Below are 25,886 nucleotides of genomic sequence, written 5' to 3'. Positions count from 1 at the left end.
GCTCATTTTGCAAAAATAGGCTACCTTGCTAACCGTATTTGAAAAATAACAACAAAAAACAGAGAGGTGAATACTATGGCTAAATCCATTCAACAATGGCTGGATTCTTATGGCGAATCGCACCAGAACCCGGTGAATAAAACCATACATTGGATTTGTGTTCCAATTATAACCTGGACCGTTATTGCGTTGCTTTGGAGCGTGTCGCTAAACACCAGTGGTTGGCTAAATCTGGGTATCATTTTTATTATCAGCGCACTGATTTTTTACCTGCGCTTGTCTGTAACCTTAACCATCGGTATGGCTCTTTTTTCCATGTTCTGTATTGTCCTGATTGTATGGCACCAGCAGGCGCTGAAAAGTCCTTTATGGTCAACAGCCCTGGTTTTGTTTGTGTTGGCGTGGATAGGTCAGTTTATCGGCCACAAAATTGAAGGTAAGAAACCCAGTTTCTTCCAGGATATTCAGTTTCTGATGATAGGTCCCGCCTGGCTGCTCAGTTTCGTTTATCGCAGGCTTGGGTTACCTGTTTGATTCGCACAAGCCAGCGCCTTTTCGCTGAGAAACGGCGCGGTTCGTAGATTGCTAATCCGATTTTCCATGGTTTTTTTGTGCCGCATTTAAAAACCCGCGCAGAATACTCAGCTCTTTGCGCGTTGGCCGCGCCCGTCTGAAAAGTGCCTGCAGATGATCCAACGTCTGTCCGGGATGTTTACGGTTAATAAATTCGATATCGTAGGCTGTTTGTTCAAGGTGTTCCTGAAAACGGACCAGATCTTCGTGTAAAGGGTAAGGTTCCTCGATTGACTTAGGCGTATTTTGAGATTGGGATGCTTTAAATATTTCATAGCATAAAATCTGCACTGCCTGTCCTAAATTCAGAACCGGGTATTCTTTGTTGGCGTCGATGTTAACTTGAAAGTGACATTGCTGGATCTCATCATTGTGCAAACCCATGCGTTCGCGACCGAACACGAGGGCTACCGGGGTTTTGGACTGTTCCAAAACTGCTTTTTCGGCACATTGTTCCGCCGTGAGCGCGGGAAGCGCGATACTTCGATCGCGAGCCGAGGTGCCAATGACCAGTGCACAATCTTTGATCGCGGCTCCCAGGGTTGGTACGACGACGGCGCTTTGCAAGATGTCCGTAGCCTGTCCAGCGCGGCTGGTGGCTTCCTCGCTCGGGAAGTCAACAGGATCGACCAAGTACAACTCGGATAAACCCATGTTTTTCATGGCACGTGCTGTAGCACCAATATTGCCTGCGTGCCAGGTTTTTATAAGAACAATACGAATATTTGAAGACATAATACGACCGACAGTAATGTTAGCGGTATGGTATTACCCTTCGGGGAAAATGACCAATGTCATGTCACGGGCGTTGGTCATTATTGATGTTGAAAATTCTCAACTTAGCCCGCCAGTGTCCTGAGTCGGAAGTTCGTATAGTTTCAGAGCTGAGGCGAACTTCTAACTCAGGACACTAGGTTTGCAAGTTTTCGCTTCGCCATAAGCTCGTTCTTAAATCCAGAATCAGATGGACTTTCTAGAGGTATCCTTAAGGCTCATTTGCAAGTTTAACCGGTGATGTAAACCGGACCTACGCCAATTGCCCAAGCTATAACCGTAATTGCCAAGAGGCCGACAAACATCACCAAACCCACGGTGACAATAGCACTGGCAAAAACAAACCCCTTTTCTTTGGGTATGCTCATTAAAATGGGTACCCCTTCATACAGCAGGTACACAGAGTAAGCGATCGCTACCAAGCCAATCACCATATCTAGCCAAAGGACCGGGTAGAGTGCAATTAATCCACAAATAAACAAAGGTGCTGTCGTGTACGTTGCTAATGCGATGCCGCGAGGTGTGTGGTCAGATTCCTGGTAGGTCTCGGATAGGAAATCAATAAATTTCCCCAGAATGATGACGCCGACAATCATCGCGCCATAGAACAACAGGCATAGCATTAAAGCGCTTTCGACGGTCAGCTTGTAAATAGTGTCGGAGCTGCCGACGGTCCAGCCCACTTGAGTCGTACCGATAAAGGCGCACACAGCAGGAATGGCGGCCAGTATCAGTGCATGGGCAAAATAGTGGCGACCAATGGTGTTTGGCTCTGACCGTATCGTTTTCCATTCGTCGTCGGGATGCGTGAATATTCCCCAAACGTGATTGAGAATCATATGTTTCTCTCCATTTAATTATTGTTTTTAATGGTTTTCAGCTCGTTCAGTTTTACTGAGGTTGCCTTTGGTAATGCGCTTCAGCAATCGCATTATTGTCAGTCAGTATAGTCAGGCGGGTTAAAAAATAACAAGTTTAATGAGGTGTAGAAAACGAGGATACGCGTTATTGTCTGCTTTCTCAGGCTGGCTAGGATAGAGGGGAAGGGGTTGTCAAACTATTGTGTTGACGAGGACAGGTTGCCGCGGCGATTGCTGCTTAATTGCCGCGGCTAGTGGGTATGGTCGAACACTTTTATTCGGTAGGTTGCTTCGTTCCGAGGTCCCGGATACGGGTTGCAGTGACCGCATTGTCCTTAATCTGCAGTATCTCTATCAGATAATTGCCGATTTTAAGACTCAGGTTCGCATCCGGAATGTCCTCGACATGCTCCAGAATCAGACCGTTGAGTGTTTTCGGTCCATCGGTTGGCAAGTCCCAATCCAGAGCTCGATTGATATCTCGGATCGTGGCGGTTCCATCAATAACAAAGGTTCCGTCACGCTGTGGATGGATTTCTTTGTTGCTGTTGGTCAGGTCGGTCGTGAATTCGCCGACAATCTCCTCCAGCAAGTCTTCCAGTGTCACCAAACCTTGAATATCACCATATTCGTCAACGACAAGAGCCATACGCAATTGCTGACTTTGAAAGTTAAACAGTTGGGTATGCAGAGGCGTGCCTTCTGGAACGAAATAAGGGTCGTTGGCGGCTTTCGTTAGCATAACCTTAGATGGATTGTCCGAGTATAAAAACTCAGCGGCGTGTCTGACGTGCAGAATACCGATGACTTTATCAATATCACCCTTATACAACGGAAACCGGGTATATTCGGTTTTACGAATGTTTTCAGCAATGGTTTCGATATCGTCTTCAAGATCGATGCCTTTAACTTCATTGCGTGGCACCATGATGTCGTCAACGGTCACATTTTCTAGTTCGAGAATGCCCAGCAACATGGATTGCCGTTGTTCAGGCAGCGTGCTACCGGATTCATTAACGATAGTTTTTAATTCTTCAGAAGAGAGCGCCTCGCCATTATCAGCACCATGTCCGACCCGGAATAGCCAAAATATCCACTTAACAATGTGGTTCACTAGCCAGACGGCCGGAGCCAAAATGACTGAAAGACCTTGCAGTACATAAGACGCAGGAAACGAAATACGCTCTGGGTGCCTCTGTGCCAAGGTTTTGGGAGTCACTTCAGAAAAAATCAAAACGGCTAAGGTCAGCACCACAGTTGAAATGGCCAACGCCAGCTCTTCATTTGCTGGCATTAATCGCTGGGCGATGATTGTGGCGATAGTCGCTGCCGCAATATTGACCAGATTGTTGCCAATCAGGATGACGCTGATCAATCGTTCGGGCGTCTCTAGCAGTCGTTTGGCAAGTTTTGCCGAACGATTTCCTTCATTAGCCAAATGTTTCAGTCGGTATCGGTTCAGTGACAGCATGCCGGTCTCTGAACTTGAGAAAAAGGCAGAAAATAACAACAGCAGGCCAAGTATGGTAAATAACAGGCCTATGGGGAGATCGTTCAAAAGAGGTTAGCCTCAACAGCGGAATCAGGCGATTTTTTATCGATATGTCTGGCTGCTGTCAAGCATTGGTCGACAAATCTTGTCATTTCGGCGTTAATCCTTTCGATAAAGCACGACTGCGTTTAAAAAATTATGCGATGAGTAGCAAGTACTCTAACACGAACTTGGAACCCATAAAGGCCACAATCAAAAAGGCGAAACCTAGGTAAATCAGACGGCTCGCATATTGTCCTCGCCAGCCCAAGTAGAAATGACCAAAAAGTAGAGTGGCAAAAAACGCCCACGCAATCAGCGTTAATACCGTTTTGTGTATCAGGTGTTGCGCGAGCATGTTATCGACATAGATGCCGCCGGTAATGATTGCCGCGGTCAGCAACACGAAACCTATCATTAGCCATTCAAACATAAGGCGTTCCATGGACTGTAACGGCGGCAGAATACTGGATATCTTATTGTTGAACCGGTGTTTATGTAGATGGTTACTTTGAATATTCACCAGAATAGCCTGTAAAGTGGCGATGATCATGACACTGTAAGCCAGCAGTGAAATGAATATGTGGACCAACATGCCGGTTGAATAGGCCTTTGGTACTGCCAATTGAGGTGCAAACAAGGCCAATACTAGGAAGGCAGCGCCAGCCGGCATAAGAAACATAAATAAGTTATGGATTGGTTTGGACAGGGCAGAAATCAGAATAACGGCAATGGTCATCCAAACGCAGATACTGATCGAGTTTAACAGACTCATTTGTAACATGCCGGCAACCATAACTTCGGATATCAACTGTGCCGAATGTGCCGCAAGTCCGATTGCCGCAGGAGAATAAACCACCCAAAGGGGGTATTTTTTCTCTTTCATAACAGACCAGATAGCCACCAGTCCGCTGGTCAGATAGGTCAGAATTGCAATCCACAAAAGCATGTACAGTTAACCTTATAAATTCCGTGTCTGGTTGCAGTGTGCCACAAATGATAATTGTTATCACTTGGGTTGAGAATTAGCCATATTAAAACAACCGCTGGTATACTTGGCCAATTGATCCCAATTGTGAATACAACATGTTTAACAGTCTATCAGAACGTTTAAGCCAAACATTAAAACAAATTACCGGTCAGGCAAAACTGACAGAAGACAATATTAAGAACTCGCTCCGTGAAGTGCGTATGGCACTGCTGGAAGCTGATGTTGCCTTGCCGGTGGTAAAGTCCTTTATCGATGGTGTGCGAGAGCGTGCCGTTGGTCAGGAAGTTTCGCAAGCGTTAAATCCCGGTCAGCAATTCCTGAAGATCGTGCAAAGTGAGCTTGAGCACGTCATGGGGGACGTCAATGAAGCCCTGGATCTGAAGTCTCAGCCGCCAGCCATTGTTTTACTAGCCGGTCTGCAAGGGGCTGGTAAAACGACCACGACCGCTAAGTTAGCCCGATTTCTGAAAGAACGTGAAAAGAAACGTGTCATGGTTGTTTCTGCTGATGTCTATCGTCCGGCAGCCATCAAGCAGCTGGAGACATTAGCCTCTGAAGTAGGTGCCATTTTTCACCCAAGTGATATTTCGGAAAAACCAGAAGTTATTGTTAAGCGAGCCGTCGATGCAGCCCGTAAACAAGCCGTTGACGTTCTTTTAGTTGATACCGCAGGTCGACTGGCGATCGACACTGACATGATGACTGAAATCAAAGCGTTACATAAAGCCATTAATCCAATTGAAACGCTGTTTGTCGTCGACGCTATGACCGGGCAAGATGCGGCGAATACCGCTAAAGCTTTCAGTGACGCACTTCCTTTAACCGGTGTGGTGCTTTCCAAAGCCGATGGTGATGCACGTGGTGGTGCAGCGCTGTCCGTCAGGCATATTACGGGCAAGCCTATAAAGTTTATGGGTATGGGTGAGAAAACGGACGCGTTGGAGCCGTTTTATCCAGACCGTATTGCGTCCCGTATTCTCGACATGGGCGACGTTCTGTCTTTAATTGAGGAAGTCGAACGTAAAGTCGACAAAGAAAAAGCTGAAAAACTCGCGAATAAGCTAAAGAAGGGTAAGGGTTTTGACCTTGAAGACTTTCGTGAGCAGCTGAAGCAAATGAATAATATGGGTGGCTTAACCGGCATGATGGATAAGCTGCCTGGTATGGGACAGATTTCGCAGGCCGCTCAGCAGATGCAGGGCGCAGAAAAGCAATTTGCACAAATGGGCGCCATCATTGACTCCATGACGATTATGGAGCGACGTTTCCCGGATAAAATAAATGGTTCGCGAAAACGCAGGATTGCCATGGGTTCTGGTACGCAGATTCAAGACGTTAACCGACTGTTGAAGCAACACAAGCAGATGTCGAAGATGATGAAGAAAGTTGGTAAAAAAGGTGGCATGCAGAAAATGATGCGTGGCATGGGTGGAATGATGGGTGGTCAAGGTGGTATGCCGCCCGGTGGGGGATTGCCTCCAGGTTTGGGTGGCGGTAAGTTCCCATTCTAACGATTTTAAGCTACTAACCATCAGGCGAACTCTAATAGCTTCAAGTTCCTAACGGTACATTAGGAGCTTGAAGTTAAAATCGATGTTTAGATTCAGAGCGTTTCGTTGACTTGCGATAATTCATCTAAAGAATCAACCTTGCAGCTTGCAGCCAAATATTCCTTGCTATTAACTCCTGGATCACTATAATTTCGCGGCCTTATTTCTGGGCTAAGCCCAGGTAATTTAAATGTTGGACACTGTTTGAAGTTAACCGCTTCAACAATCCACAACGGCAGGTGATTTCAAAGCTTGCCCAAACAGGAGAACGCGATGGTAGTCATTCGACTCTCACGTGGCGGTTCTAAGAAACGCCCGTTTTATCATCTAACCGTAGCTGACAGCCGAAATGCCCGTGACGGACGTTTCATTGAGCGTGTTGGTTTCTTTAACCCAATTGCCCGTGGTCAGGAAGAGCGCTTGCGCGTTAGCCTGGATCGCGTTGACTATTGGGTAAGCAAGGGTGCACAGACTTCTGATCGTGTCGCCCAATTGCTTAAAGAGTTTAAGAAAGCCCAGGCCTAATTAATCAAGAGGCACGGGTTACGCTATGACACCTTTAAAACCAGAAGATTACGTAGTACTTGGGAAGATTTCTTCTGTGTACGGAATTCAGGGGTGGGTAAAAGTTTATTCTTTTACTGAACCGATGGATCGAATTCTCGAATATGGGAATTGGACGCTTCGAAACGGCAAGAATTTAACGCTTGTTGAGGTGGATAAAGGGCGCAGTCATGGCAAAGGGATGGTCGCACATTTTAAAGGGGTTGATGATCGGGATATTGCGAAGCAATACACCGGGTTTGAAATCTGTGTGCCGAGAGACCGTCTTCCAGAGTTGGCTGAAGGGGAATACTACTGGTATGAACTGGAAGGCCTGACCGTAGTAACAACGACAGATGTTGTTCTCGGTAAAGTGGATTACATGATGAGTGCGGGAGCCGGCAATGATGTGCTGGTGGTGAAAGGCGACAGCAGCAGTGTTGATCGTCGTGAGCGTTTAATCCCCTACATCGACCAGTTTGTGTTGGATGTCAGCTTGGAAGCAAGCGTCATCCGGGTAGATTGGGATCCGGAGTTTTGAGCGAAAAAAGCGCTCAACCGGCATTAGAATTCGGGCTGGTTACGTTATTTCCGGAAATGTTTGACGCATTTTCAGAATATGGTGTCAGCGGGCGAGCGGTAAAAAACGGGTTGATTTCAATGTCATGTTGGAATCCACGGGATTTTACCCATGATCGTCACCGAACCGTGGATGACCGACCGTTTGGCGGTGGTCCGGGAATGTTGATGAAGGTTCAGCCTTTGCAGGATGCGATTCAGGCCGCGAAAGCCGCTAGTGATCGATCATCCAAAGTGATTTATATGTCACCGCAGGGTCGTAAGCTGGATCAACAGGGTGCAGTTGAATTGTCACAGAACGAGCGTTTGATTTTTGTCTGCGGTCGTTATGAAGGCATCGATGAACGGTTGATTGAAGCTGAAATAGACGAAGAGTGGTCGCTGGGAGATTTTGTTCTCAGTGGTGGTGAGCTGGCGGCGATGACCTTTATGGACACGATCAGTCGGTTGATTCCCGGGGTGCTCGGGCATGAAATGTCTTCAGTGGAGGATTCTTTTTTTGACGGACTGTTGGATTGTCCACACTATACTCGACCCGAAATGCTTGATGAAAAAGGTGTGCCGGACGTGTTGTTAAGCGGTCACCACGAAAATATTCGACGGTGGCGAGCAAAGCAGGCCATTGGACGGACATGGGAAAGACGACCGGATTTACTTGAAGGTCGCCAGCTTTCGCAAGAACAGCTGACTCTTTTAGATGAATTTAAAAGTGAGCAAAGCTCACGCGACTGATCAGGAGCTGAATCATGAGCAACAAGAATCTGATTATTCAGCAGTTAGAAGCTGAACAGATGAACAAAGAAGTACCTGTTTTTGGCCCAGGTGATACTGTGGTTGTACAGGTTAAAGTAAAAGAAGGTGATCGTGAGCGTTTACAGGCCTATGAAGGTGTTGTAATTGGCAAGCGTAACCGTGGTCTGAACTCTGCTTTCACCGTACGTAAGATTTCAAACGGTGTTGGCGTTGAGCGTACTTTCCAGACTTACTCTGCATTGGTAGACAGCATTGAAGTGAAACGTCGTGGTGACGTTCGTCAAGCGAAGTTGTACTACTTGCGTGAGCGTTCTGGTAAATCGGCTCGAATTAAAGAGAAGATTCCATCGAAGAAGAAGTAATTTATTACTTTTCTCTAGAAGGCAACCTACGGGTTGCCTTTTTTGTTTGTGGATTTTGGGCGCTTACTTCTTGGCAGTCCTTAATGGTGATTTGCGATAGCGAAAGCGCTGAAACAGGGCGTTGCGTAAACAGCACAATAAAAAGCCCGTTATCGGCTCTGTTCTGCGGTTTTGCGCGTTGACGTATTCAGCGTGCTTGAGTACTGTTTGCAGTCCATTTTCCCTCATCATTTTTCGTAAAGAGGCGAGTTTTGAAACCAGTAAACGTCGGTATTTGTGGTCTAGGTACAGTAGGGGCCGGAACTTTCAATGTATTGCAGCGCAACCTTGACGATATTGCGCGTCGAGCCGGGCGGCCTGTGCGCATTACCCATGTGGGTGCACGTCGAGATAATCCTGCCTGCGATTTAACCGGGGTAAAGGTTTCACGTGATATCTTCGATGTGGTTAAAGATCCGGATGTTCATATCGTGGTTGAGCTTATTGGTGGCTTAACGGTAGCTAAAGATCTGGTTTTGGCGGCTATTGAACAGGGTAAAGATGTCGTCACCGCCAATAAGGCTCTGATTGCGGAATTTGGAAATGAAATCTTTGAAGCGGCTGAGAAAAACAATGTTGTTGTCGCTTATGAGGCTTCAGTAGCTGGAGGCATCCCGATTATCAAAGCAATTCGGGAAGGCCTGGTGGCCAATCACATTTCTGGCGTGGCTGGCATCATTAATGGCACAGGTAACTTCATTTTAACGGAGATGCGCGATAAGGGTCGGGCCTTTGAGGATGTGTTGGCCGAAACGCAGGCGCTTGGCTATGCCGAGGCGGACCCGACTTTCGACGTGGAAGGCATCGATGCAGCACACAAATTGACTATTTTGGCGTCTAATGCTTTCGGCATTCCGTTACAGTTCGATAAGGTCTACACCGAGGGCATTTCCGGTATGACTCGTGAAGATGTGCAGTATGCAGACGAACTCGGTTACCGGATTAAACATTTGGGCATTGCGAGGCGTACCAGCGAAGGTGTTGAATTGCGGGTGCATCCGACGCTGATTCCTGATAAACGTCTGATCGCAAATGTCGATGGCGTGATGAACGCGGTGTTGGTCTTTGGTGATGCAGTAGGGCCGACGCTTTATTACGGTCAGGGGGCTGGCGCGGAAGCAACAGCCTCAGCTGTGATTGCAGATATCGTTGATATAGCCCGGGATATAGACAGTCCTGGGTTGGTGCCTCACTTGGGCTTTTCTGTTGAAACACAAAACTTACCGGTTTTGCATTCAGACGACATCACAACGGCCTATTACTTGCGAATCTTGGTTAAGGATGAAGTCGGACAAATGGCGAAAATCGCCGAAACATTGGGTAATAATGGTATCAACATGGAAGCTATTATTCAGAAAGAAGCCCCCGAAGATGAAGTACTGGTGCCGTTGATTCTGTTAACACAACCAGTGAAAGAAAAGGCAATGAATGACGCCATTGCCGCTATTGAGGCGCTTCCCTCGGTAACTGAGAAGGTTATCCGTATCCGGGTTGAACGTCTCGACAGCTAAACAATTTTATTAAATTTAAAAGAGTCAGAATTGTGAAATATATCAGCACGCGCGGAAGTGCCCCTGAACTGGAATTTGAAGACGTCTTGTTGGCTGGGCTGGCCAGTGATGGCGGTCTGTATGTACCGAAAGAGCTGCCACATTACTCTCTGGAAGAAATCCGCAGCTGGCGGGAACTGCCATATTCTTCCTTGGCGTTTAAAATTATTCAGCCATTTGTGGGTGGTGCCATCGATGATGAAACACTTCAAGCTATGCTGGACGAAACTTACGCTGGTTTTGGTCACAAAGCCGTCGCGCCTCTGGCTCAGCTCGATCACAATGAATATGTTCTGGAGCTGTTTCAGGGGCCGACCTTAGCGTTTAAGGATTTTGCGCTGCAGCTGTTGGGACGTTTACTGGATCATGTCCTCACTAAACGCAATGAGCGAGCTGTGATTATTGGCGCAACATCGGGAGACACAGGATCCGCGGCCATTGAAGGTTGTAAGCACAGTAAGCATATCGATATTTTTATCATGCATCCGCATAATCGCGTTTCCGAAGTGCAACGTAAACAGATGACGACCATTTTGGAAGACAACGTTTCTAACCTGGCGGTTGAAGGTAACTTCGACGATTGTCAGGGGATGTTGAAAGCCTGTTTTGCCAATCAGGATTTTCTGCGTGGTGAACGACGATTGGTCGCGGTAAATTCGATAAACTGGGCACGTATTATGGCTCAGATCGTTTACTATTTTTACGCGTCGCTGAATTTGGGTGGTCCGGATCGTTCAATGGCTTTTTCCGTACCGACTGGCAACTTTGGCGACATTTTTGCCGGTTACCTGGCAAAGAAAATGGGTCTGCCGATTAATCAACTGATTGTGGCGACAAACCAGAACGATATTCTGCACCGCGTGATGAGCCAGAATAAATATGAGAAGCATCCATTGGCGCACACCTTGTCTCCGTCCATGGATATCGTGGTTTCCTCGAACTTTGAACGCTTATTGTTTGATGTATATGACCGTAACGGTGCCACACTGGCGGACCTGATGTCGAAATTGAATTCAGAGACAGTTGAGTTGGAAGCGGAACGCATGGCCAAAGTGCGCGAGCTATTCGATAGCCATGCGGTTAATGATGATGTCACCTGCGCAACCATCGCTGATGTTTATCAAGAGACCGGTTATTTACTTGATCCGCATACTGCTATCGGCGTTAAAGCGGCTCGTGAATGTCGACGTGACAGCATGATTCCGATGATCACTCTGGGTACGGCGCATCCCGTTAAATTTGCTGATGCGGTTGAAAAGGCAGGGTTGAGTACGCCGGAATTACCGCATCATTTGCAAGATCTGTTCGAACGCGAAGAGCGTTACGAGGTCATGCCCAATGAGTTGAAAGCATTGCAAGACTTTGTGGCTTCAAAAGTTTTTTAGTGATTAGTCATCCGTTGCAATCCATTGCCGGGTTCGACATTCGAACCCGGTCCGTACCTTCCCTGCAAAACTCGGTTCATCATCATGAACTGCTCAATCGTCTATACCTTTCCCGTGGAATTACGGACAACACACAGCTTGATACCTCTTTAAAATCGATGCTTTCCTTTACGCAACTGAAAGGCATCGATGATGCCGTTCACTTGCTGCGCCAAGCGAGAGAGCAACACTGGCGAGTGCTGATCGTCGGCGATTACGATACGGATGGCGCCACTTCAACCGCTTTGGCAATGCTTGGCTTAACAGCTATGGGTCTACAGGTCGATTATCTGTTGCCAAACCGTTTTGAATTTGGGTATGGCTTGTCGCCTGAGATCGTCGAATTGGCGCTCACGTATAAGCCAGACATGATTCTGACGGTGGATAATGGCATTGCCAGTATAGAGGGGGTCGCATTGGCACGGGCTCATGGCGTTCGTGTATTAGTGACCGATCATCACCTCGCTGCAGCAGTATTGCCTGAGGCCGATGCCATCGTAAATCCGAATCAACCTGAATGTGCGTTTCCGAGTAAATCAGCCTGTGGTTGTACCGTCATGTACTACGTGTTGATTGCCTTGCGTTCGGCGTTACGGGATGAAGGCTTCGAGCCATTACCGAACTTAGGGCAGTGGCTGGATCTGGTTTCGCTGGCAACCATTGCGGATGTTGTGCCGCTGGACGATAACAATCGGCGATTGGTCCAGCAGGGCTTGAATCGGGTTCGTGCTGGGCAATGCCGGCCTGGAATTAAAGCTCTTTTTGATGTTGCCGGTCGATCCTGGCAAGAAGCGAAGTCGTCTGATTTCGGTTTTATTGTGGGTCCACGATTGAACGCAGCGGGTCGTCTCGATGACATGACGATTGGCGTGAAATTATTGCTCACGGAATCGGATGTGGAAGCCCGTCTTCTGGCTGCCCAACTGCATGAGCTCAATGCCGAGCGTCGTAATATTGAAGCATCAATGCTGCACGATGTTGAACGCTTAACGCCAAGGGTTGAAGATTTTCAGGATGTGTACGGTGCTGTTGTGTATGGCGATAATTGGCACGAAGGGGTAGTGGGTATTGTTGCCTCTCGCATTAAAGATAAATTGCATAAGCCAGTGATTGCTTTTGCCGATGCTGGAGAGGAAGAGCTTAAAGGGTCGGCTCGTTCGGTACCTGGTGTCCATTTGCGGGATTGTTTGGATTGGGTGTCGAAACAACGTCCCGACCTGATCGCGAAATTTGGTGGTCATGCCATGGCGGCGGGGCTGACTATTCCCAAAAACGCGCTAGTTGAATTTAAAGAATGGTTCAGCGAGTCGATACGATGTTTCGCCGATGCAGATGCACTGGTACCACATGTCTGGACCGACGGTGAATTACCCCCAAGTCAATTGACGCTTGAGAATGCCGTGTTACTCGAACAGGCAGGTCCCTGGGGACAGATGTTTCCGGAGCCCGTGTTCGTCGGGCAGTGGCGGGTGTTAGAAAGCCGAATTCTGGCCGACAGGCATCTCAAACTGACACTGCAGAATGGTACCGATTCGTTGCAGGCTATTGCGTTTAATGTCCCCAGCGAAGCCCTCCAAACGGGCATTCGATTTATAAAGGCCTGTTACCAACTCAGTTGCAATCGGTTTCGTGGTGAAACCACCTTGCAATTACTTCTGTCTAGGGTTGAAGTTACCACGGAATAAGTGATTGCGCGGTATAAAAACCGTGACTGAGTTTCAATACCGCAAATACCAGGATCGCAATGCCGATGGGTTTCAACTCAGTTTTTTTGCCTTCTGGTGTAGGTGGTGTGTAAGCGCCGTCACGGCGGTTAATGCAAGGTATGAGTGTCACCGCCCAAGCGGCAAAGCCGGCGAATAAAATGACGGATCGCAGTTCACCATTAACCATCAGATGGGCAACAGACCAGATTGCGAAGCCTGTCAGCTGTGGATGACGTATCCACGTTCGTATGCGGATTGCCGAGGTGCTGCCCACAATTAGATACAGAGCAAATAAGATCAGAAGGCCAGAGATTGGTATCAAAAAATCGGGCGTGCTGTACAGCTCGATCGTCGGGTCAGCGTGTCGCCAGCCAACGATAATCAACACGATGGAAGCAAATATACCCAGCGCAAAAGGCCCTTTGGCTTTTGCTTCTCCCATACGGGCATTCATTCGGGCACGGGTTTTTGGGAACAGAGCTTTGAATCCGTGCATGATGAACCACAGCGCAACACCAAGAGTCAGCAGGACCATCGTGTTTCTCCTTAAACATTGAACGACCATACCTTACGCCGGTAAAGGTGACACAAATTGATATGCGTCAAAGCAGGCGGCTGACCGTGACTTCTGACAGCTGATTATGATAAGTCGAATTAAGGCGCGTTATAGTTTAAAGAATGCTACCTCCTGTACCATGGCGCGGGTTTTGTTTGCCATTTCCTGACTGGCCGCAGAAGCTTCTTCAACCAAGGCAGCATTTTCTTGGGTCAAGGTATCCATATCGCTGATCGATTGATTGACCTGTGTAATACTCTCACTCTGCTCGCCGAGTGCGCGATTTATTTCTTCGACCTTGGCGCTGACATTAGCGATGGATTGCACGATGTTTTTAAGTGTCTTTCCTGATTTCTCTGCCATATCCGTGCCGTTTTTAACTTTGGCAATGCTATCGCGAATCAGGTCTGTAATTTCCTTTGCTGAGCTGGCAGAACGTTGCGCAAGATTGCGGACTTCTCCCGCCACCACCGCAAAACCTCGTCCTTGGTCACCCGCTCGGGCGGCTTCTACGGAAGCGTTCAGCGCTAGTAGGTTGGTTTGAAAGGCAATTTCGTCAATAGTAGAAGTGATCGAAGAAATTTTACTGCTGTATTCGCTGATTTCCTTCATGGCATTCACCATGTTATCTACCACATGTTGACCGGTATCGGCTACCGAGGCCGCTTCTTTGGCCATGCCGTCAACCACTTGTGCGTTTTCAGAGCTGGCACGCACGCTGCTGGTCATCTGTTCCATCGTGGATGCCGTCTCTTCGATATTAGCTGCCTGATTTTCAGTTCGGCCACTTAAGTCGTGTACTCCGCTGGCAATTTCACTGGCGGCCTGTTCAATGCTTCTGGAACTCTCAAATATAGTGGTCACCGTTGAGCGGAGTCGATCGATGGTAGTATTCAAGGCGTCACGAACGTCAGTGAAGTTTTCATCGATGTCCTTATCCAGTCGCGTCGATAGCACACCGCCCGCCAAATCGATTAAGGTTTTGCTGATCATATCGACCGCATTTTTACGGCCAGTAATATCTGTCGCGTATTTGACGACCTTGAAGGGTTTGCCATTGGAATCAAAAATCGGATTGTAAGACGCTTGAATCCAAACGGTTTTACCGCCTTTCCCGATGCGCTTGTATTCAGCACTCTGGAAATTTCCAGCGCGTAATGCCGACCAAAATTGTTGGTATTCCGGGGAATCGGCTTCGTTAGGTTCCACAAAAATGCGGTGATGCTTGCCGGCGATTTCCCTTAACTCGTACCCCATGGTATGCAGAAAGCCTTCATTGGCGGTCCTTATGGTTCCATCCAGATTAAACTCGATAACGGCCTGCGATTTTCCAATGGCGGCTATCTGACCTTCGTAATCGGCATTGCGGAGTTTATCTTCGGTAATATCGGTGGCGTATTTAACAACCTTAAATGGGTTGCCCTGACTGTCGAGTATTGGGTTGTAGGACGCTTGAATCCAGACCTCCTGGCCATCCTTACCGAGTCTTCTATATTCACCTGCTTGAAATTCACCCTTTGATAGTTTCTGCCAGAACCTCTCATACTCTGAGCTGTTGGCGTATTCAGGTGTCACAAACATGCGATGATGCTTACCGACTATTTCGGTCAGTTTATACCCGGTGGTCAAGAGAAAATTCTCGTTCGCCTGTCGGATCGTCCCGTCCATGTTAAATTCGATAACAGCTTGTGATTTTCCAATTGCGTCAATCTGGCCCTGGTAGTCGGCATTTTTAAGTTTTTGGTCGGTGATGTCGTACGCGTATTTGACGATTTTGAAAGGCCGTCCATTCATATCCATAATGGGATTGTAAGACGCGTTTATCCAAACCAATTCTCCGTTTTTCGCTCGTCGCTGGAATTCACCAGATTGATATTCACCGCGAGCTAAAGATTCCCAGAACGACCGATAGTCCGGACTGGTGGCGTAGTCGGAATCGACAAAAAGACGATGGTGTTGATGCTGGATTTCACCTAATTGGTAGCCAAAGGTTTGAAGGAAATTATCGTTGGCCCACCGTACTGTTCCATCCATGTTGAATTCAATTATTGCTTGTGACTTACTGATGGCTTCAATCTGGCCTTGGTAATCTGCATTTTTCAGTTTTTGCTCGGTAATGTCGGTCGCGTACTTAATTACTCTTATGGGCCGCCCCTTTCGATCCAGAATCGGGCTATATGAGGCCTGTATCCAAATTTCCTTTTTGTCTTTGCCGAATCGTTGATACTCGCCAGTAAAAAATTGCCCCTTTTTCAACTGTCGCCAGAAGTCCTCGTAATCTAGGCTGCTGGCGTACCTTTCATCTACGAATAAACGGTGATGTTTACCTTTTATTTCCGCCAAGGTGTAACCTGTCGTTCGCAAAAAATTGTCATTCGCGCTGACGATAGTGCCATCCAGTTTGAATTCGATGATGGCCTGTGCCCGATTAATTGCCGCCAATTGCCCCATCATATTTTTTAGTTTGCCGCCACCAGGCAGGAAGTTCCAGATCGTGTTTGCCATGCTGCTTCCCCAGTTCTGGGTTTAATCCCTATCGCTATCTTTTATTATTTCCCACGGACCGCTCGCGCAACGCACACGAACGTCTAAACGTTTTCCCACGCAAATCTATGGGTCTCATCAGGTTCTGAACAGGTCAGGTCCGTGGCGAGCGGTCGCCGTTACTACTAGGTATCGACTGGTATCGATAAATATCCAGCTTGTTTTGAGCGTAGCTTGTTTTTTTGACAATGAGAGGGGCAGAATTCCCCCATGGTCTCCGATCTGGGTGACCGCAATGCTGACGTTCATCGCTGGAGCAACGCCTTCATAGAGTTCACTAAAGAACGCTGGCGCCCGATTGTGCGGTGGTTTCTGGCACGCGATTGTGCGGAATGGAAATATCCCCGCACGGTAGGAGACTGATCTACCTTCCGTACGGCTTTTCTTGTAAAATGCCCGCCCTTTGAATTTTTAAGTAGGGCGCGCGCCTTACTGTATAGAGCGAGAGCTATTGTGGAAATTAATCCGATCCGAGAATTGATCAAAGACCTGTTGGCGCGTACAGACGTGCTTAGGGGGTATCTTTGACTTCGCTAATAAGAAAGAGCGACTAGACGAAGTTGAACGTGAATTGGCTCAGCCAGAAGTTTGGAACGAACCTGAACGGGCACAGGCACTGGGGCAAGAGCGTTCTGCACTGGAAAAAGTGGTAAAAACCATTGAAACCCTGGACCAAGGGTTGGCTGATGCCAGTGATCTGCTTGATATGGCTGTCGAAGAAAACGATGAAGGGTCGGTTGCTGATGTAGAAGCGGAACTGGATTCTCTTCGTACACAGCTCGAAATGTTGGAATTTCGCCGTATGTTCAGCGGGGAAATGGACCCGAATAATGCCTACCTTGATATCCAGGCAGGCTCCGGAGGAACCGAGGCACAGGATTGGGCCGAAATGTTACTGCGCATGTACCTGCGCTGGGGCGAAGAGAAGGGCTTTAAAACGGAACTGATGGAAGCTTCCGCGGGGGAAGTTGCAGGAATCAAATCCGCCACCGTCCGTTTTGAAGGTGAGTATGCTTTTGGTTGGCTGCGAACTGAAACCGGTGTGCACCGTTTGGTGCGTAAGTCCCCGTTTGACTCAGGTAATCGCCGTCATACTTCGTTTTCTTCCGTATTTGTGTCACCAGAAATTGATGACAACGTTGAGATCGAAATTAATCCGGCGGATTTGCGTATTGACGTTTACCGTGCATCCGGAGCCGGTGGTCAGCACGTTAACCGTACGGAATCTGCGGTGCGGATTACCCATATGCCAACCGGTATCGTGACCCAATGTCAAAACGACCGTTCACAGCACAAGAATAAAGACCAGGCTATGAAGCAAATGAAAGCCAAACTTTACGAGCGTGAAATGATGTTGCGTCAGGAAGCGGCTCAATTGGTCGAGGATAACAAATCCGATATTGGCTGGGGCAGTCAGATTCGATCATACGTTCTAGATGATTCGCGAATCAAAGATTTGCGCACCGGTATCGAAAACCGCAATACCCAAAGTGTTCTGGACGGCAATTTAGACCCGTTCATCGAAGCCTCACTCAAAAAAGGCCTCTAACCTGGCGATCAAGCCCCGTGCGACGTTTGCTGTGATCTGTTTGATAAATTCATTAACGTTTGGAAAGTAACTATGAGCGACAACCTGAAAGAGACCAACTTGCCTACTCAACCTGAAGAAAACCACATTATTGCGGAACGAAAACAGAAGTTGGCTGAGTTGCAGGAAAAACGGGGTATCGCTTTTCCAAACGACTTTCGCGTCGAAAATAAAGCAGGTGACCTTCAGGCAGCCTATGGTGAGCTGGATAAAGATGCCATTGCCGAATTAAATATCACGGTGGCCGTTGCCGGCCGTGTTATGCGTCGCGGAGGTCCATTCGTGGGTGTGCGTGATGTTACCGGCAGCATTCAGTTCTATATGCCGAAGCACCTGCAAAAAGAAAGTGATGATTGGAAATTGTTGGATATCGGCGATGTCGTTGGCGTCACCGGGTTGTTGGCAAAGTCTGGCAAAGGCGAACTGTACGTCAATGTCGAGAAGCTGGAAGACATGCGCATACTGACCAAGTCTTTGCGTCCGTTGCCGGACAAATTCCACGGTCTGTCTGATCAGGAAATGAAATATCGCCAGCGTTATGTTGATCTGATCATTTCTGAGCAAACTCGAAAGGTTTTCGAGGTTCGGTCAAAGGTGATCAGTGGTATTCGTCAGTATTTGTCGAGCCGTTCGTTTATGGAAGTGGAAACGCCTATGTTGCAGGTGATTCCCGGTGGTGCAACCGCGCGACCTTTTATTACGCATCACAATGCCATGGACCGAGACCTCTATTTGCGAATCGCTCCAGAGCTTTATCTGAAGCGGTTGGTCGTGGGCGGATTTGAGCGTGTGTTCGAAATAAACCGTTCATACCGCAATGAAGGCGTTTCCACTCGGCACAATCCGGAGTTCACCATGTTGGAATGGTACCAGGCCTATGCCAACTACAATGACCTGATGGATACAACCGAAGATATGCTGCGCACCCTCGCGATGGATGTACTGGGTACCACTGAAATTCATTATCAGGGTCACGACTATGACTTTGCGCAACCGTTTGAACGATTGAGCATGTTTAATTCCATCCTAAAGTATAACGAACAGTGGACGGCGGACGATATCAATACCCTGGAATCTGCCACCAAAACAGCACAATCCATTGGCATTCAGGTACAGGCGTCCTGGGGGCTGGGTCGTGTTCAAACTGAAATCTTTGAAGAAACGGTCGAAGAGAAACTGTATGGTCCGGTCTTTATTACCGAATATCCGGCTGAGATTTCACCCTTGGCTCGCCGTAATGACAAAAACCCGGAGATTACCGATCGTTTTGAGTTCTTCCTTGGTGGCCGGGAGATTGCCAATGGCTTCTCAGAGCTAAATGATCCCATTGACCAAGCTGAGCGGTTCCAGGCTCAGGTCGCCGCTAAAGATGGTGGTGATGACGAAGCGATGTTTTACGATGCAGACTACATCAATGCGCTGGAGTATGGCTTGCCACCCACAGCAGGTGAAGGTATAGGCATAGATCGATTGGTGATGTTTCTAACCGACTCGCCGTCGATCAAGGACGTTATTTTGTTCCCTCATATGAAGCCAAAACAGGGCGAATAATTGGGTTTGTGAAACCGGTCTCAGTTTGACTCACCAAAAGCGCCACTGTGCGCTTTTTTTGTGCGTAAAAATCGGGTAGCTAGGCTCAATTCTTACAAAATGTTACAAAATAACTCGAAGTGGATATTGCCCGTTATTTTTAAACCCTGTAGGCAACTATCCCCAACCGCTCTAACGCTATTCAAAAAATGGAAATTGATTCTAATGGCGATAAATTCGTGTTTTTTATGCTTATAAAAATACTGTAACGTGTTGATTTATAAGGAAAATATATCAATTGATCAAAAAATGATCATATTTGGGATTAAGCCCTAGACAGCCTCTTTGGTGACATATTCGTAGGGTTTTGCACAAACTTATCCACAGATTCTGTGGACACTCTCCGCAAAGCCTTATGGCGTGCCGCTTGCGCCGATCATCGTCCGAATGTCAAAAAAATGCCTTCCCGATTTATGGTCTAAAGCGACCGATTTTTTCAGCGTTTTAAAGGCCGGGCGACCACTGTTTGATCCGATCAGTCTGAATTAAAAACCGGTTCAGCTTTCGTTCATCGTATCCATCCTAAGATAAGCTTAACGTTCAAAGGAGTTCTGAGGAGAAAGCCATGACATTAACAAAAGTGTTTTCAGGGTTAGCGTTCGTAACGGCTTGTATCGGAATGGTCCAGGCAGACAATGGCTATTACGACAATCAATATGGTCGCTCGGGTAAATGGCATGACTCAGCGGTTGAAGTTTTTTATGTAGAAGGTCGGGTCATCAGCGCGGAACCCATTTACGAAACTTACTGGTATTACCGGTCTCGCGGTGATGATCGACGCAACGATTATCGCGAAACCTGCCGAATCCGCGATGTTGAAGTGTATCGTTCAAGTTCTTCAGCAGGTCCAGCCGGTGCCATCATTGGCGGAGCCATTGGCGCACACGTCGGCTCCAATGCAGGTCGCTCAACTGAATCTACCGTGATTGGAGCAATTGCCGGTGGCGTGATTGGTAGTGTGATCGGCAACGAGATTGATCGGGATAACACAACCATTCATTACCGGTATGAGCGTGACTGCGATACCCGGTATCGTCAGGAACATCGTGAGTTGATTGGCTATGACGTGCGCTACCGATACAATGGTCGGGAATTTCACATAGAAACAGCGCAGCATCCGGGCCGATACATTCAATTACGAGTGGAGGTACAGCCCAACGTGCGCTAGCGGAGGGCTAATGATAAAAATGATAGGGGGCCTGTTATTCTCCTTGGCTGTATCAGCCATTGTACACGCAGATGATCTCTCCCGACCGGATGTGCATCCGTGTACAGGAGAGAAGATTCCATTAACCTCCGAGAAATCGGTCGTATTGGCCATTGAATGTCTGTATGACGGGCGGGTAGCCAAGGTAACACAGGTGCAGAGTGCCAATGGGCAGTGGTATTACGAATTGCGGGTTTTGATTCCCGGCGGGCGTATCAAGAACATCGACGTAAACCCCGAGACGGGGTTGCCGTTGGATCCCGCTGAACTAGAGGCAGTGACCAAATGAGATTGTTAATTATCGAAGACGAACAAAGCCTGCTCGACCATTTACAAGTAGGTTTTAAAAAGGAAGGCTTCGCTGTCGATACCAGCAATAATGGTAAAGAAGGCTTGTTTTTCGGGCTTGAAACCGAATATGACGCTGCCATTATTGATATTGGTTTGCCAGAAATGGACGGGCTTGAGGTGATCAAGGCGTTGCGTAAAGCCGGGCGAGATTTCCCAGTCATTGTGCTAACCGCGCGTGGGCATTGGAAAGATAAGGTGGATGGCCTGGAGAGTGGGGCTGACGATTACCTTGCCAAGCCATTTGTCTTTGATGAATTGTTGGCTCGTGTCAAAGCCTTGTTACGACGCAGCGTCGGCATGGCGTCGAATACGTTGTCGCTGGGTATCTACGAGTTAGACACAGCAGCGAAATGCGTTTCGGTCGATGGACGTTCCGTCGAGCTCACTAGCTATGAATACAATACACTCGAATATCTCATGACGCACAAAGATAAGGTCGTGTCCAAAACAGAGTTGACGGAGCATTTGTATGAACAGGACTACGATCGCGACAGTAATGTGATCGAAGTGTTCATTCGCCGACTGCGTAAAAAACTGGATCCAGAGGGTGTCCGCAATCCCATCCAAACGCAGCGGGGCTTAGGCTACCGTTTTAGTTCCGAGTCCTCTTCATAATTTATGGTCTCATTGAACACAAGCGGCTCTCTTACCCAAAGAATGATCCTTTCGGCCGCCGTGCTGATACTGATTTTTTTTGGGTTAACCGGACTGACCATGGAGCGGGCTTTCTATAAAAGCCATATAGCCGCAGAGAGCGGCAGGTTGTTCCAGTATATATTTGGCTTAATTTCCATAGCTGAAATGGATGGGACGTTTTTGGTTCTGCCCACCCAACTAAAAGAAAAGCAGTTTAACTCTCCAGAGTCTGGACTCGTGGGTATTGTGTTGAATGAGGAGCGTCAAATTATATGGGAAAGCCTTTCCAGCGAGTGGTTTGCTGAAGGCGAATGGGTAAAGAGTAATGAAAATCTCGTAGACAATGAAAGCGAGTTTGGTACCTATAACGATTGGATATTTCAGCGAAACAGAATTGTTTGGCCGGACTCGAATGATGTCGACCGATACTTTGAGATATGGGTGTTTGAAAATGCCGAGCCATTCAATGCCGCTGTCCAGACCTTCAGGTCACAACTCTGGATAGGATTACTCGTAGCGACCGTAGTATTGCTGGTGCTCTTAAGTCTGGTGACTGCTTGGGGGTTAAGGCCATTACGGTTGATTGCAACGGACCTTAATCGGATTCGATCTGGTGAATCAGAGGCGCTGGCTGGCAGCTATCCAAAAGAGTTAACGCCCTTAACACAGAGCTTAAATCAGTTGTTGCACTCCGAGCAAGGCCAGCGCGAAAGGTATCGAAAGGCCATGGCAGACTTGGCGCACAGCTTGAAAACACCGCTGGCAGTTATGCGAGCTGTCGCAAATCCGAATCAGGTGGAGATCCGGGAGCAAGTTGACCGAATGGATCAGATAGTTCGCTATCAATTGCAGCGAGCAGTAACCGATGCCCGTAAGGGGCCAGTCTTAGGCCAGCGCTGTGATGTCAATGGGGCCGTAAAACGCTTGGGAAAAGCGCTGGAAAAAGCCTTTGCCAATGACGACAAAGTTCTCGATTTGCCTGACACTGATGGCGAGATTTATGTCGCTATGGACAGCAACGATGTACTGGAAGTACTCGGAAATTTGATTGAAAACGCCTTTAAATATGGGCGCTCCGTCATCATGGTGTCATTTGAAGTAAATGAGAAAACGGTTTTGGTCAATGTAGATGATGACGGTCCGGGATTGTCAGAACAGGAGAGCCAACAGGTGCTAACTCGCGGTAAACGGCTCGATTCCCTGCAGCCAGGCCAAGGTATTGGTTTGGCAATGGTGAATGATATTTTGTCCAGTTATCGGCTCGACATGAGTATCAGCAAATCACCTCTCGGTGGTGCCCGGTTCAGTCTGGCCTTGCCTGCGGTTCACTGAAACATCGACCTGTGCTTTTTTTAGCCGACGTTGTTCAATATCTGAAACCAGTATACGGCGTAGCCTAAGAGGGTTAGCGCCAACAACACCAGTAGGTGGATTCTTTTGGGGTCTGTTTTACGACGTGAACGAAACGGGCTGACCCCGAGTGCTAGTAGACTGAGCAGCGCGCAAGCACCGAGTGCCAAGGGTAGCCATTGCACCCAATATTCCTGCCAGTGATCTCTGAGCTCAAGTTCATGATATCTGACAATACCTGTATCGAATTCCGGAGCTGCCAACCATACGATAATTTGTACGCCAATAATGGCGAACCATCCCAATGAAGCGGCAATTCTGAGCAACAGCAACAGTTTGTCAGCGTTCTGATGTCGGCGATTTTTCATAGCGAGTCCAGAGTTAATAGATGGCCATTGTCTGCCAGCCACAGTTTGTCAGCCCGGTAGTTTGAGTGTAACACCTCTACCTGCTGCCAGAAGGCAGCGGAGTGATTTAGTACTGCAAGATGGCTAACCTCATGGCAAACCAGATAGTCGATCACTGACTCCGGTGCCATCATGATGAGCCAATTGTATTGAATGCGGCCCTGGGCGGTACAGTGCCCCCATTTGGTTTTAGTCTTGCGTAAACGAATGTCGGTCAGTTTGTGCTCGAGTTGGGCTTGTTTCGCTATCTCTAGCGTTTTTTTGGTCAGCCAGAATCGGGCTTGCTTCTGATAGAAGTCGGAGAGCAGTGTGAACGTCAGGTTGGCGTCCTCAAAGTCTGAGCTGGTCAGTAACAGGCCATCTTGGGTTAATTGCCATTGGTTGGTGCGCTCACTTTGCTGTCGAATGAGTCGGACGTTAATGCCCATAAAGGGTATGGTGTTGGCTCGACTATAATCAATGCGGTCTTTCTGGCGTTGTTGCTGGGCATGCAGGGTTTTACGTAACCAGGCGTCTTTCGACTGTAAGAAGGCTTTGGCGTATGCCACATCGGTGTGTTTCGGTGCGCGAATTTCGATCGCGCCCTCGTGGACATGAATGGCAATCGATTTGCGTCGGCTGAAGGTCAGTTTGATCGGATGGTCTCGCCAACGGAGTGTTTCAGTCATTGCAGTAGTGGCGATCCGGGCGCTAATGGTTTGGTTATAGGGTCGAGCAGATGTTCCAAACCCTCGGATCTAATCAGCAGTGCCAAAGACAGGAGCTGGGCCAAGTGCGTGTCTGCTGTTTTTTGGTCTTGCAGCCATATCAGGTAAGACTCCGGCAGGTGAATAAGTCGTCGTCCTGCATATTGCCCATAAGGCATGGTAGTGTGAGCAAGTTCGATGAGATGTTGCGGGGTTAAAGGCATTGTCATGACAACGGAAAAGAATCAGTTGCCGTATTTTGTCAGAAAACAGGTTGAGATGGCTACCAACAGATTGTTCGATGCGCTGCCTGAAAAGTCATTTCAAGTCACCGTGTCCGGCTACCGAGTTGTGCTGCAACTATCTCAACCGCATCCCGGTAAGCCCGGCCAAATCAAGGTACCGCTGGCCTTGCTCGATTTTCAAAGCGATGGTTGGCACCTGTTCTTCCGTGGTGCGAATGGTGGTTGGCAACGGCTGCCTGAAGATCAGGCCAGCCGTTCACTGGATGCCAAGGTGGATGCTATTCTTACTGATCCTTATAAGTTGTTCTGGCGCCAATAGGATTCCAGAAGTTCAACGGCTCGTTCTACCAGGTCAAATCCGGTACCAAAGTTCAGTCTTACGTGTTGTTCGTCGCCGAAATATTTCCCTTCGCTCGGCATGATGCCGGAGGCAATGACGTGTTGATCCAGACGAAATTCAGGTTGCGTGCTTTCCACCCAGGCCAGAAAGGTTGCCGGTTGAGCTCGGTACCGAACACCATTCAGCTGATTGATTTTTGTCGATAGGAAATCTTGGTTCTGTTTTAAATGGATAATTAACTGTCGGTGCCATTCATCACAGGCGGTAAAGGCCGTTTCTGCCGCAATCATACCGAGAAAATTCGGGTAAGGAATGCGATCCTCCATGCGCTTGCTCCACTGACGGCGCATATCCGCGTTCGGTATAATGGCAAACGAGCAACCTAAGCCGGCGACATTGAACGTTTTACTGGCGGCCATGAGCGTAACGCTGTTTTCGGTTAGGTCTGCAATTGAACCAGCAGGTACGTGCTGGCTGCCATCCAAAATTAAATCGCAGTGGATTTCATCGCTGCACAGAAGGACATTGTGCTGTTTGCACAGGTCCGCCAGTCGGGTCAGGTCTTGTTTCGTCAGCGTTGCACCATGCGGGTTCATCGGGTTACACAGCACGAATAGATGGCAATCGTCTTGTACCATCGCTGTTTCCAAAGCTTGCCAGTTCAATTGCCAGCGTTCTTCCAACCATTCCAGACCGATGGTTACGGTTGTGCAGCCGTTGCGCTCTGCGGCTTGGAGCATGGGGGGGTAGTTTGGGCTTTGAACGATAACCTTGCCACCTTTGCCAAATAAATCAATTGCCAGATTAAAACTGGGCACCACGCCAGGCATCCAGACCACCCAAGCTGGGTCTATGGACCATTGGTAACGGCGTTGGCACCAATCGACAACCGCTTGATTCAACGATGGCCACGGGTGAGTGTACCCAAAGAGCGGATGTTTAACTCGCTCAGAAAGGGCGTCAACAATAGCGGGTGGTGAGGCGAGATCCATATCGGCAACCCACATGGGCAACAGATTCTGCTTGCGAAAGCGTTCCCACTTGACTGCATTCGTGTTGTCGCGGTTCACCGTATCAAACATGTAAGACTCCAAAATTCATCACCCGATTCAAAGGCGTGCTGTTATACTATGCGACTGTTTTTGTATGCA

26 protein-coding genes are annotated in these 25,886 nt (G+C 48.1%); 16 read left to right on the top strand and 10 right to left on the bottom strand.

Annotation, left to right across the window (positions count from 1 at the left end; translation table 11 throughout):
- Positions 1–75: 75 nt before the first annotated feature.
- Complete coding sequence (locus tag IYN85_RS08345) at positions 76–534, top strand: DUF962 domain-containing protein (RefSeq protein ID WP_196158339.1); 459 nt, start codon at positions 76–78, stop codon at positions 532–534.
- 51 nt (positions 535–585) lie between these two features.
- Here the strand turns inward: IYN85_RS08345 and IYN85_RS08340 are convergent, their stop codons facing one another.
- The 4 genes from IYN85_RS08340 to IYN85_RS08325 all read right to left on the bottom strand — a co-directional run bounded on the left by IYN85_RS08340 (position 586) and on the right by IYN85_RS08325 (position 4,687).
- Complete coding sequence (locus IYN85_RS08340) at positions 586–1,308, bottom strand: RNA methyltransferase (RefSeq protein ID WP_196158338.1); 723 nt, start codon at positions 1,306–1,308, stop codon at positions 586–588.
- A 269-nt stretch (positions 1,309–1,577) separates the two neighbouring features.
- Positions 1,578–2,186, bottom strand: a complete 609-nt coding sequence (locus IYN85_RS08335) for a Yip1 family protein (protein ID WP_230390528.1) — start codon at positions 2,184–2,186, stop codon at positions 1,578–1,580.
- A gap of 295 nt (positions 2,187–2,481) precedes the next feature.
- Positions 2,482–3,765: an HlyC/CorC family transporter gene (locus IYN85_RS08330; RefSeq protein ID WP_196158337.1), complete on the bottom strand. Its 1,284-nt coding sequence runs from the start codon at positions 3,763–3,765 to the stop codon at positions 2,482–2,484.
- 130 nt (positions 3,766–3,895) lie between these two features.
- Entirely contained in the window at positions 3,896–4,687 is a 792-nt protein-coding gene (locus IYN85_RS08325) for an inner membrane protein YpjD (protein ID WP_196158336.1), read from the bottom strand.
- Between the two features lie 137 nt (positions 4,688–4,824).
- On the opposite strand from IYN85_RS08325, the gene ffh reads away from it, so the two are divergent.
- From ffh to recJ, 8 genes are all read left to right on the top strand, one after another.
- Positions 4,825–6,240 (top strand): signal recognition particle protein, encoded by a 1,416-nt coding sequence (gene ffh / locus IYN85_RS08320; RefSeq protein ID WP_196158335.1) that lies wholly within the window; start codon positions 4,825–4,827, stop codon positions 6,238–6,240.
- A 312-nt stretch (positions 6,241–6,552) separates the two neighbouring features.
- On the top strand, positions 6,553–6,804 hold the full coding sequence (gene rpsP / locus IYN85_RS08315) for a 30S ribosomal protein S16 (protein WP_196158334.1): 252 nt from the start codon (positions 6,553–6,555) through the stop codon (positions 6,802–6,804).
- Positions 6,805–6,829: 25 nt separating this feature from the next.
- Positions 6,830–7,363 (top strand): ribosome maturation factor RimM, encoded by a 534-nt coding sequence (gene rimM, locus IYN85_RS08310; protein WP_196158333.1) that lies wholly within the window; start codon positions 6,830–6,832, stop codon positions 7,361–7,363.
- A complete protein-coding gene (gene trmD / locus IYN85_RS08305; protein ID WP_196158332.1) occupies positions 7,360–8,133 on the top strand; it encodes a tRNA (guanosine(37)-N1)-methyltransferase TrmD in 774 nt (257 codons plus the stop codon). Before rimM ends, trmD begins: the two co-directional genes overlap by 4 nt.
- Before the next feature lie 14 nt (positions 8,134–8,147).
- Positions 8,148–8,516: a 50S ribosomal protein L19 gene (gene rplS / locus IYN85_RS08300; RefSeq protein ID WP_196158331.1), complete on the top strand. Its 369-nt coding sequence runs from the start codon at positions 8,148–8,150 to the stop codon at positions 8,514–8,516.
- A 251-nt stretch (positions 8,517–8,767) separates the two neighbouring features.
- Positions 8,768–10,066, top strand: coding sequence for a homoserine dehydrogenase (locus IYN85_RS08295; protein WP_196158330.1), 1,299 nt, complete (start codon positions 8,768–8,770; stop codon positions 10,064–10,066).
- A 32-nt stretch (positions 10,067–10,098) separates the two neighbouring features.
- Positions 10,099–11,490, top strand: a complete 1,392-nt coding sequence (thrC, locus tag IYN85_RS08290) for a threonine synthase (protein WP_196158329.1) — start codon at positions 10,099–10,101, stop codon at positions 11,488–11,490.
- A complete protein-coding gene (gene recJ / locus IYN85_RS08285) occupies positions 11,490–13,214 on the top strand; it encodes a single-stranded-DNA-specific exonuclease RecJ (RefSeq protein WP_370592170.1) in 1,725 nt (574 codons plus the stop codon). The genes thrC and recJ overlap by 1 nt, the downstream gene beginning before the upstream one ends.
- On the opposite strand, the gene IYN85_RS08280 is transcribed toward recJ, so the two are convergent.
- Positions 13,201–13,770 (bottom strand): NnrU family protein, encoded by a 570-nt coding sequence (locus tag IYN85_RS08280; protein ID WP_196158328.1) that lies wholly within the window; start codon positions 13,768–13,770, stop codon positions 13,201–13,203. The genes recJ and IYN85_RS08280 overlap by 14 nt on opposite strands.
- A gap of 129 nt (positions 13,771–13,899) precedes the next feature.
- On the bottom strand, positions 13,900–16,296 hold the full coding sequence (locus IYN85_RS08275; RefSeq protein WP_196158327.1) for a methyl-accepting chemotaxis protein: 2,397 nt from the start codon (positions 16,294–16,296) through the stop codon (positions 13,900–13,902).
- Between the two features lie 489 nt (positions 16,297–16,785).
- Between IYN85_RS08275 and prfB the strand changes: the two genes are divergently transcribed.
- The 6 genes from prfB to IYN85_RS08245 all read left to right on the top strand — a co-directional run bounded on the left by prfB (position 16,786) and on the right by IYN85_RS08245 (position 23,039).
- A protein-coding gene (prfB, locus tag IYN85_RS08270; RefSeq protein ID WP_196158525.1) for a peptide chain release factor 2 occupies positions 16,786–17,884 on the top strand; the annotation gives its coding sequence in 2 pieces (ribosomal slippage) (positions 16,786–16,860 and positions 16,862–17,884; 1,098 coding nt in all).
- 72 nt (positions 17,885–17,956) lie between these two features.
- Positions 17,957–19,474, top strand: coding sequence for a lysine--tRNA ligase (gene lysS, locus IYN85_RS08265; RefSeq protein ID WP_196158326.1), 1,518 nt, complete (start codon positions 17,957–17,959; stop codon positions 19,472–19,474).
- 604 nt (positions 19,475–20,078) lie between these two features.
- A complete protein-coding gene (locus IYN85_RS08260) occupies positions 20,079–20,681 on the top strand; it encodes a glycine zipper 2TM domain-containing protein (RefSeq protein WP_196158325.1) in 603 nt (200 codons plus the stop codon).
- 10 nt (positions 20,682–20,691) lie between these two features.
- On the top strand, positions 20,692–21,009 hold the full coding sequence (locus IYN85_RS08255; RefSeq protein WP_196158324.1) for a PepSY domain-containing protein: 318 nt from the start codon (positions 20,692–20,694) through the stop codon (positions 21,007–21,009).
- The gene (locus IYN85_RS08250) at positions 21,006–21,686 is read left to right on the top strand and encodes a response regulator transcription factor (RefSeq protein WP_196158323.1); all 681 of its coding nucleotides are present in this window, start codon (positions 21,006–21,008) and stop codon (positions 21,684–21,686) included. Before IYN85_RS08255 ends, IYN85_RS08250 begins: the two co-directional genes overlap by 4 nt.
- A gap of 60 nt (positions 21,687–21,746) precedes the next feature.
- Complete coding sequence (locus IYN85_RS08245) at positions 21,747–23,039, top strand: ATP-binding protein (protein WP_196158322.1); 1,293 nt, start codon at positions 21,747–21,749, stop codon at positions 23,037–23,039.
- A 20-nt stretch (positions 23,040–23,059) separates the two neighbouring features.
- On the opposite strand, the gene IYN85_RS08240 is transcribed toward IYN85_RS08245, so the two are convergent.
- Genes IYN85_RS08240 through IYN85_RS08230 form a run of 3 tightly spaced genes read right to left on the bottom strand, consistent with a single transcriptional unit; the run spans position 23,060 to position 24,374 of the window.
- The gene (locus tag IYN85_RS08240) at positions 23,060–23,425 is read right to left on the bottom strand and encodes a hypothetical protein (RefSeq protein WP_196158321.1); all 366 of its coding nucleotides are present in this window, start codon (positions 23,423–23,425) and stop codon (positions 23,060–23,062) included.
- Positions 23,422–24,132, bottom strand: coding sequence for a M48 family metallopeptidase (locus tag IYN85_RS08235; RefSeq protein WP_196158320.1), 711 nt, complete (start codon positions 24,130–24,132; stop codon positions 23,422–23,424). The genes IYN85_RS08240 and IYN85_RS08235 overlap by 4 nt, the downstream gene beginning before the upstream one ends.
- On the bottom strand, positions 24,129–24,374 hold the full coding sequence (locus IYN85_RS08230; RefSeq protein WP_255533673.1) for a putative quorum-sensing-regulated virulence factor: 246 nt from the start codon (positions 24,372–24,374) through the stop codon (positions 24,129–24,131). Before IYN85_RS08230 ends, IYN85_RS08235 begins: the two co-directional genes overlap by 4 nt.
- A gap of 4 nt (positions 24,375–24,378) precedes the next feature.
- Between IYN85_RS08230 and IYN85_RS08225 the strand changes: the two genes are divergently transcribed.
- A complete protein-coding gene (locus tag IYN85_RS08225) occupies positions 24,379–24,714 on the top strand; it encodes a DUF3024 domain-containing protein (RefSeq protein WP_196158318.1) in 336 nt (111 codons plus the stop codon).
- On the opposite strand, the gene IYN85_RS08220 is transcribed toward IYN85_RS08225, so the two are convergent.
- Positions 24,690–25,817: a MalY/PatB family protein gene (locus IYN85_RS08220; RefSeq protein WP_196158317.1), complete on the bottom strand. Its 1,128-nt coding sequence runs from the start codon at positions 25,815–25,817 to the stop codon at positions 24,690–24,692. The genes IYN85_RS08225 and IYN85_RS08220 overlap by 25 nt on opposite strands.
- Positions 25,818–25,886 lie beyond the last annotated feature (69 nt).

This window comes from Reinekea sp. G2M2-21, from assembly GCF_015687175.1.
Classification (GTDB): Bacteria; Pseudomonadota; Gammaproteobacteria; order Pseudomonadales; family Natronospirillaceae; genus Reinekea.
This window is presented reverse-complemented; position numbering and strand designations above follow the sequence as displayed.